Here is a 7,964-nt window from a genome sequence, read left to right on the forward strand (position 1 = left end):
CGTTGCGGCAAGCTTCGCGACGTGCGGGAAGTGTCGCGCAATGCCAGGATCGATCGCCTCCAGCTTCGACCACGACTGGGAGTCGGCAATGAGAATGATGGTTGCCGCCAGCGGCACCGGATCGGCTTTGATGGCAATGCCAGGTCCGCTTTGCGGTGCAATTTCCTTACTCAGCATCGCGGCGCCGAGCGCCAGCCATGCCTTGGGATCGGCAGCGAGCTTCCAGGCTTCGACGATGACGAATCCCGAACCGGCGCGCATCAGCTGACCGGGCAGCAGCGTCGGGCGGCCGGCGGCATCGCGTCCGATTTCGCCGACGAGATCGGCTGCGGACGGTCGTCCCGCCGTGACCACGCGGTGCGGCTCGGTCGGATCACCGGCATCGACGGCTTCGCGCCCAAGTATCGTGATGGGCGCAAACGTGCCGGCGGCGACGCTTGTCGTCGCCGACGCCAGAAACGCTTCCTCTATGGCGCCGAGTGCGGCGATCGCGGACGAGTCGTTCTCGTATGCCTTTTTTATTGCCCCGAGGCCCGGCCGGACCGCCCTGAGCGCCGTCTGCCTGATCAGTGCGTCGTACTTTTCGCAAGCCTCGAATTGAACATCCGGAAGCATTGCGACAACCGATTGCAGTTCTCCCTCCAGCGTCGTGATCTTGGCTTCGACGTTGCGTTTCAGAGCTTCGGGCAACGCGCGAAAGACATCCGATCGAACAACACGGCCTTCGTGCATCGGTGCCAGCACGTAGCCATCGAGGGATTTGACGACGGCGATGTTTTGCGCTTCGGCGCGGCGGCGGATCTGCTCGACGGCCTTCTCGCCGTGATAGCGCATCTCCTCCTCGAGGAGATCGAGGCTGATGCGATGCTCATCGCCCTTGATGTGACGGTCGAATGCGGCGCCGGCCCTGTCGAGGGCTTCGCTGACCTCGCGCATGAAGCGCGCTTTCTCTCCGGCCGGAAGGGCGAACGCCCTCGCCCGCGCCGGAGCATGCTGTTCGATGACGTAAATCCAGTCGGCCGCTGGCTGGCGAGAGGCTTCCGCGGCAAGCGCTATGGCGAGTTCGAGACGTCCCGTTCCCGGTTCGCCGAGAACGAGAAGATGCTCGCCGGGCTTCGACGAAAGCGCGGCCCGAATTTTCGCGACGGCGCGCTTTTGCCCGAAAACGTGCTGTTGCTCGGCCGGCTTGATGGCGGCGGATGACTTGGTTCTTTCCGTGCCAACGCTATCGGCGGAAACATCTGCCAGACGATCTGCAAGCCGGGTGGTCACGAGCGTTACGACGTTTGTTTGTGTTTCATGCGCTGGCGGCGGCGGAGGCGTCCTGTTGACGGCTGCCGCTTCCCCGTTTTCCGCCTCGACGATGACGGGCGTTTCGGCTTTCTTTGCCGATTTGTTGCGCCAGAAAACCATGTCACGTACCCCGGGTGTGTCAGCGGACGGATCACAACATTAATAGGGGGGGATACGGCCGCCCCCGGCCGCCCGCTTGTCACTGACTGTCGCACGGCCATAATGGCGGCACCATGACCGAGACTCCCTCTTCCCTAACGAATAGTTTCGCCGCGGCATCGGCCGAACAGGACCTGCAGCGCGCCGCCGCTATCCTGCGCGGCACCCAACGCCTGTTGCGATCGCTGAACTTTGAAAGCCTGAGCGAAGTACCGCTCGCCAACGGCCGGCGCGCCGACATTCTTGCTGTCGGGCGCGACGGAGAGATTTGGATCGTTGAAATCAAGTCGAGCATTGCCGACTTTCGCGCCGACCAGAAATGGCCGGAGTACCGCGACTATGGCGATGCGTTGCTGTTTGCCGTCGCGCCCGATTTTCCATCGGACATTCTGCCGGCCGACACCGGGCTCATCTTGGCCGATGCCTATGCCGGCGACGTCGTGCGCCAGCCTCCCCGCCATCCGTTGAGCCCGGCCCGGCGCAAGGCGCTGATGCTTTCAATCGCGCGGATGGCCGCCATGCGCCTGCACGCTCGGCTCGATCCGGGCGTACGTCTGGAATGAACAGAAGACGAGTAGGACGTTACTTCGGCGCGCGCTTCGCCAAAATGCGCTGCAGGGTACGCCGATGCATGTTCAAGCGGCGTGCCGTCTCCGAGACGTTGCGATTGCACAGCTCATACACGCGCTGAATGTGCTCCCAGCGCACCCGGTCCGCCGACATTGGATTTTCCGGCGGCGGCGCCTTCGAGTCCGTCGGCGCAAGCAACGCGTCCGTGACGTCGTCGGCATCGGCCGGTTTCGCAAGATAGTCGACGGCGCCAAGTTTCACGGCGGTGACGGCGGTCGCGATGTTGCCGTACCCGGTCAGGACGATCGCTCTCGAGTCGGGCCTAACCTTGGCAAGTTCGGCGATGACATCGAGGCCCGAGCCATCCTCAAGGCGCATGTCGACGACGGCAAACGCCGGAGGTTTTTCGCGAATGAGATCGACACCTTCCGCTACCGAGTGCCCAAAGCGCACCTCGAAGCCTCGAAGCTCCATAGCCCGCGCCAAACGCTGCAGAAACGCACGGTCGTCGTCGACGATGACCAGCGTGCGATCCGCAGGCAGTTCATCTTGTTTGAACGACAGGTCTTCGGTAACCAAGGCAGCCTCCAGCATCACGGGTTCGCCCCCATGGATTTTCTCGATGCACTATACTCTGAAGACTATAATCCAACGCCTCCCCTCGGGCCGCAACCCCTTAAGCCACGAAAAAGCGCCCGACAAGGTTACCAGAACGCCGCCATCGGCTCGAATTTGGGTTTTAAACCACTTTAACGCCGCTGCCGCGCCTGCCCGGCCAGTCAAATGCTCCCGGCGGAAGCTCGAATGAGCTTCGCGGCCACGAAATCTGAACGGCGGCGCCCTTCTGATGCGCCGGCTGATTCGAGAACGTGACGGTGGCACCCGAACGCTCCAGCAAGGTCTTGGCGATGAACAACCCGAGCCCAAGTCCCGAATGCCCCTTATCGCCTTTATCCTCATAGCGACGCGAGGTGACGTAAGGCTCGCCGATGTTGTCCATCAGTTCGGGCGCGAACCCCGGGCCGTTATCGACAATGGTGAAGACGACGTGGGTCGCGTTCCAGCGCGCCGTGAGATGCACCTCCGAGGCCGCAAAGCTGACGGCGTTCTCGATCAAATTTCCGAGACCGTAGATGACGCCCGGCCGGCGGTGGCCGACGGGCTCGGCCTGCGTCGCGTCATCGACGCCCGCAAACGGACTCGCTGAAATGATAATGCGCTTGCCCGAGTGCCGATGTGCCATCGAAGCCTCTTCGAGGAGTTCGACGACGCTGATGCTTTCGTGCATCGGATCCTGCTCGTCCGGCTTGCGCGTCAGCTTCTGCAAAATTTCGCGGCAACGCTTCGCCTGGCTATGAAGAAGCTGCAAATCGTCACGAAAGCGGCTGTCCGCGCCTAGCTCGTGTTCGAGTTCCTTCGCAACGAGGACGATCGTCGACAGCGGCGTACCAAGTTCATGGGCCGCGGCCGCTGCAAGACCATCAAGAGCGTGCAGCCGTTGTTCGCTCGCGAGCACCATGTCGGTTGCGGCCAGCGCCGCCGACATCTGCCGCGACTCCTTGTTCAACCGCCATGTGTAAAACGCCATGAACGCCATCGACGCGGTCAGCGCGACAAGTGCCCCGATCTTGTAATCTCGTGGAAGCTCGAAGCGAAGGCCCTCGTACCAGGGCAGCGGGTAATGATGCGTAATGAGCAAAGTTCCGGCAGCGACGACGATGCCGCCGAGCACGATCGTATGACGTGGCGGCAGCGTGGCGGCAGCGACCGTCACTGGCGCGACGAGCAGAACGGCAAATGGATTTTCAATACCGCCGGTGAAATAGAGCAGGGCGGCAAGCTGCAAAACATCGTAGATGAGCAGGCCGAAAGCAAACGCCGTACTGAGCCTATGGCGCGCCGGATAGCGGATCGACAGAAAGACATTGAGCCACGCCGACAGGGCAATGAGGATCAAACAGCTTCCGACATTGAGTGGAAAGCCATAATAGAGCGTGATAAATGCAACCGCGACGAGCTGCCCCAACACCGCCGCCCAGCGCAGCCTGACGCTCGTAACGAGCCGAAGCTGGCTGTCTCGTAGGTTGATGATGCCCTTTAATGTTGGCGCGGTCACGGTCTCGCGCTCTGCCGGCTCGCTCATGAATGACGCATCCAAGTATTGAAGTCGTGACCGCAAGCCGCACGCCGGGCGTGCTTGCGGCGACGAACGGAAAAGCCGAAATGGTATTCGGCGTAGCATAGCATTCTTACTCAAAGCCGGATGGAGACTTCAAGCCAATGAACCGAACGACGATGATTGGGCTGGTCTTGGCGGGTGTGCTGGCGGGTGCTGGCCTCGGGGTGTTGGCGTTTCGTGCGCCGAGTTCCACAACTGAGTTCCAGACCCAAGTAACGGGCAAAGCCACCGTCGGCGGTCCATTCAGTCTTGTCGATCAGACAGGCAAACACGTCACCGATAAAGATTTTCGTGGTCGCTATATGCTCGTCTTCTTCGGCTATACGAACTGCCCGGACATCTGTCCGGCCGGCCTGCAGGTCATGTCGGCAGCGCTCGACAAGCTTGGCCGGCGTGGCGACGACATCGTACCCATTTTGATCACGCTCGATCCGGAGCGCGACACGCCGCAGAAGCTCGCTTCATACATCAAAAGCTTCAGCCCGCGCCTGATCGCGCTGACCGGCACTGACAGCGACATCGCTGCGACTGCAAAGGCTTATCGCGTTTTCTTTCAGAAGGTACCCGACCAGCAGGATCCTTCGCACTACAGTATCGATCACTCGGGACTCTTCTACTTGATGGGCAAGGACGGCGCGCTCGTTGCGCCCATCCCACACACGACCGACGTCGAGCAGTTCGCACTCGCGATCGACAAAGCGCTATCGTAGCGGCGAATCGCTGCTGAGACCTCAGCGCCACACTTACATCCGCTGCGGACGTCTTACGACATTGTCGCTGGAGCGACGTCGCGAACCTTGATAGGTCATTTTCGTGCTGCATTGGTTCGACACACGCGTGCGAGCTTGCTGCATCATATCGGTGCGCAGCAGCTTTTGGGGGCAGAGCGCATGAGCATCATGAATGGACGTGGCGCTATAGAACCACCACCTAAAACGCGATCCGTTCATCTCGAGGACATTGGCGCACAGCTTGAAGTGCGCCGCCACCCCGGTGCCAGACGTTTGACGCTTCGCGTCAGCCGCACACGCCGCGCGGTCATCGTGACGCTCCCGCTGCAATGCGATCTCGATGAAGCCGGAACGTTCTTGAACCGACACATCGACTGGGTACGCGCCCGTCTCGACAGCCTGCCGAACCAAGTGCCCTTCGAAGAGGGAGCGGCGATGCCGCTGCGCGGCGAGCCGCACATGATCGCCTTCACCGGATGCACGCGCACGCGCCTCATCACCGTTGATCGCCCAAAAGGCAAACGCCCGCACATCCTCGTCCCGGGTGCGAAGGAGTTCGCCGCAAACCGGATCGTCCGCTGGCTTTTCGATGAAGCACGCCGCGATCTCGAAGTGAGCGTCACGCGCCACGCGCGCCTGTTGTCGCTCAAGGCAAAAAATATCGTGGTGCGCGACCAGACGAGCCGTTGGGGATCCTGCTCGACGACAGGTGCCCTGTCATTCTCGTGGCGCTTGGTCCTGGCACCGCCATTCGTTCTCGACTACGTCGCGGCCCACGAAGTTGCCCATCTTGCAGAAATGAATCACGGCCCCCGATTCTGGGCACTCGTGAAAAAGATCCGCCCCGACTTTGAAACGGCCAAGCAGTGGCTACAAATGCTCGGACCGGATCTGCATCGCTATGGCCCATCGCGCAGCCGGGCTCACTGACAAATCACCACCAGCTGCGGAGCGGCTTCGCCGCGCGCTCGGCCTCGACTGACTCCGGCGGGGCAATGCCTGCCGCCGGTCCCGTGCCACTAGAGGTCGCGGCGATGGCCTCCGAAATGAAATCTTCTCCAATGCTCTGAGCCGGGTGCGAGGCCGAGCGCTGGCTGTCGTCGGATTGCGACCCCGCGGAAACGATCTGCGCGGGAGCGAATATACTTCGTGGTCCGCTGGCGCGCGCCAGCCACGGAAGCTGTTCACGCAACTGAACGACCCTTGGCCCCGCAGCCGCGGCCGTAGGTCCATCACCGAACTCGTCGGGCGCAGCCGCCCCGCTGCTGATCATCGTTCCGGGCAACGCCGACGGCGCCTTACCCTCGTGCGCGAGTCGCATCACTTGGTTCCAGATTTCCGCTGGCAGGCTGCCGCCCGTCGCGCGGTTCATCGGCTTACCGTCGTCATTGCCGATCCAAACGCCGGCTGTCAGTTGACCCGTGTAGCCGACGAACCAGGCATCGCGGAAATCCTGAGTGGTGCCCGTCTTGCCGGCAGCGGGCCGATCGGGAAGTGCTGCTCGCCGCCCCGTACCATAGACGACGACCGCATTCAGCATCTCGTTCAGGGGCCCGATCACAGTCGGATCGATGACCCTGGTCCGTGGCGGAATGTTTTCAAAGAGCACGCGCCCTGAACTCGTACGCACGCGATTGATGACGTGCGGCTCGACAACATCGCCGCCGTTGGAAAACGCCGTGTAGGCGCCGGTCATTTCGAGCAACGTCACTTCGGATGTTCCGAGCGCCAGCGCCGGCCCGTCGCGCAGTTCCGATTTCACTCCGAGACGCTGCGCAACCTCGATCGTCCGGCCGCGCCCGACATCCTGGTTGAGACGCACCGCAACCGTGTTGATCGACTGCGCCAACGCCCGCCTGAGCGTGACCTCGCCGGCATACTTGTTGTTGTCGTTCTTCGGCGACCAGCCACCGATCGTGATCGGCTGATCGACCGCGACGCTGTCCGGCGTCATCCCGTGTTCCAGCGCCGCGAGATAGACGAACGGTTTGAATGCCGAGCCCGGCTGCCTATGGGCCTTCACTGCTCGATCGAATTGGCTTTCGCTGTAATCGCTTCCGCCAACGAGCGCGCGGATGCCGCCGTCGCGGTCAAGCACGACAAGGGCCCCCTGGCTTGCCCCGAGCGCCGCACCTTTTTTTGCCAAGCTATCAGTGACGATTTGTTGGGCCCGGCGCTGCAGATTCCGGTCGAGCGTCGTCTCGACGATAAGCTCGGCATGGCCCTCTCCGATCATCGACGGTAGCTGATCGAGAACGTAGTCGACGACGTAACCCGCATCGGCCGCCGGCTTCGGATCCTTCGCATCGCTGAACACAAGCGGCTGCGCGAGCGCGCGATCCTCATCCTTCTGGGTGATGAAGCCTGCATCGACCATTTTGTCGAGTACGACCCGGCCACGGGCGCGTGCGGCATCCGGGCTATTGGCGGGAGAATATCTCGAAGGCGCTTTCAGGAGACCGGCGATCAGGGCGGCCTCTGGCAGGGTCAGTTCGCGCGCCGGCTTACCGAAATAACGCTGGCTCGCCGCTTCGATGCCGTAGGCGCCGCCGCCGAAGTAAACCTGATTGAGGTAGAGCTCGAGGATCTCGGGCTTCGACAGGCGTATCTCCAGCCATAGCGCCAGTCCAAGTTCGGCGATCTTGCGCGTCAGCGTCCGATCCGGAGTTAAGAAAAGGTTTTTCGCAAGCTGCTGCGTCAGCGTCGAGCCGCCCTCGCTGATGCGGCCATCGAGGACGTTGGAAACAAGCGCGCGCGCCAGCCCGAGCGGGTCTACGCCGAAATGCGAATAGAAGCGGCGGTCCTCGATGGCGATGACGGCCTCCGGTATATAGGGCGACATCTGCTGGAGGCTGACCGATTCGCCGCCCGTCATGCCGCGATTGGCGATGAGCTTGCCGTTCACGTCGACGATCTTGACGTTGGGCGGCCGGTCGGGGATCGACCAGCTCGTCACGCTCGGCATCTGCGCGCCGTAATAGACGACGACGCCCGCAAGCGCGATGCCGCCCCAGATGCCGAGGACGAAACAC

7 protein-coding genes are annotated in these 7,964 nt (G+C 62.2%); 3 read left to right on the top strand and 4 right to left on the bottom strand.

Features of this window, described 5'->3' with window-relative positions:
* A partial coding sequence (locus VN623_RS02980; protein ID WP_325567968.1) for an AAA family ATPase occupies nucleotides 1-1,413 on the bottom strand: 1,413 nt, incomplete at its 3' end.
* Between the two features lie 113 nt (nucleotides 1,414-1,526).
* Here VN623_RS02980 and VN623_RS02985 point away from each other — a divergent pair.
* Nucleotides 1,527-2,015 (top strand): MmcB family DNA repair protein, encoded by a 489-nt coding sequence (locus VN623_RS02985; RefSeq protein ID WP_325567970.1) that lies wholly within the window; start codon nucleotides 1,527-1,529, stop codon nucleotides 2,013-2,015.
* 19 nt (nucleotides 2,016-2,034) lie between these two features.
* Here VN623_RS02985 and VN623_RS02990 read toward each other — a convergent pair whose 3' ends face one another.
* Together VN623_RS02990 and VN623_RS02995 are read right to left on the bottom strand one after the other, a co-directional pair.
* The gene (locus VN623_RS02990) at nucleotides 2,035-2,616 is read right to left on the bottom strand and encodes an ActR/PrrA/RegA family redox response regulator transcription factor (protein WP_325567973.1); all 582 of its coding nucleotides are present in this window, start codon (nucleotides 2,614-2,616) and stop codon (nucleotides 2,035-2,037) included.
* Between the two features lie 145 nt (nucleotides 2,617-2,761).
* On the bottom strand, nucleotides 2,762-4,165 hold the full coding sequence (locus tag VN623_RS02995) for an ActS/PrrB/RegB family redox-sensitive histidine kinase (protein ID WP_325567975.1): 1,404 nt from the start codon (nucleotides 4,163-4,165) through the stop codon (nucleotides 2,762-2,764).
* Nucleotides 4,166-4,302: 137 nt separating this feature from the next.
* Between VN623_RS02995 and VN623_RS03000 the strand changes: the two genes are divergently transcribed.
* Nucleotides 4,303-4,911: an SCO family protein gene (locus VN623_RS03000; RefSeq protein ID WP_325567977.1), complete on the top strand. Its 609-nt coding sequence runs from the start codon at nucleotides 4,303-4,305 to the stop codon at nucleotides 4,909-4,911.
* Nucleotides 4,912-5,091: 180 nt separating this feature from the next.
* On the top strand, nucleotides 5,092-5,862 hold the full coding sequence (locus tag VN623_RS03005; RefSeq protein WP_325567979.1) for a SprT family zinc-dependent metalloprotease: 771 nt from the start codon (nucleotides 5,092-5,094) through the stop codon (nucleotides 5,860-5,862).
* 4 nt (nucleotides 5,863-5,866) lie between these two features.
* Here VN623_RS03005 and VN623_RS03010 read toward each other — a convergent pair.
* Nucleotides 5,867-7,964 (bottom strand): PBP1A family penicillin-binding protein (locus VN623_RS03010; protein ID WP_325567981.1); only part of this gene is annotated, 2,098 nt, incomplete at its 5' end.

Origin of the sequence: Hyphomicrobium sp. (assembly GCF_035572195.1) — a bacterium.
In the GTDB taxonomy this organism is placed as follows: domain Bacteria; phylum Pseudomonadota; class Alphaproteobacteria; order Rhizobiales; family Hyphomicrobiaceae; genus Hyphomicrobium_B.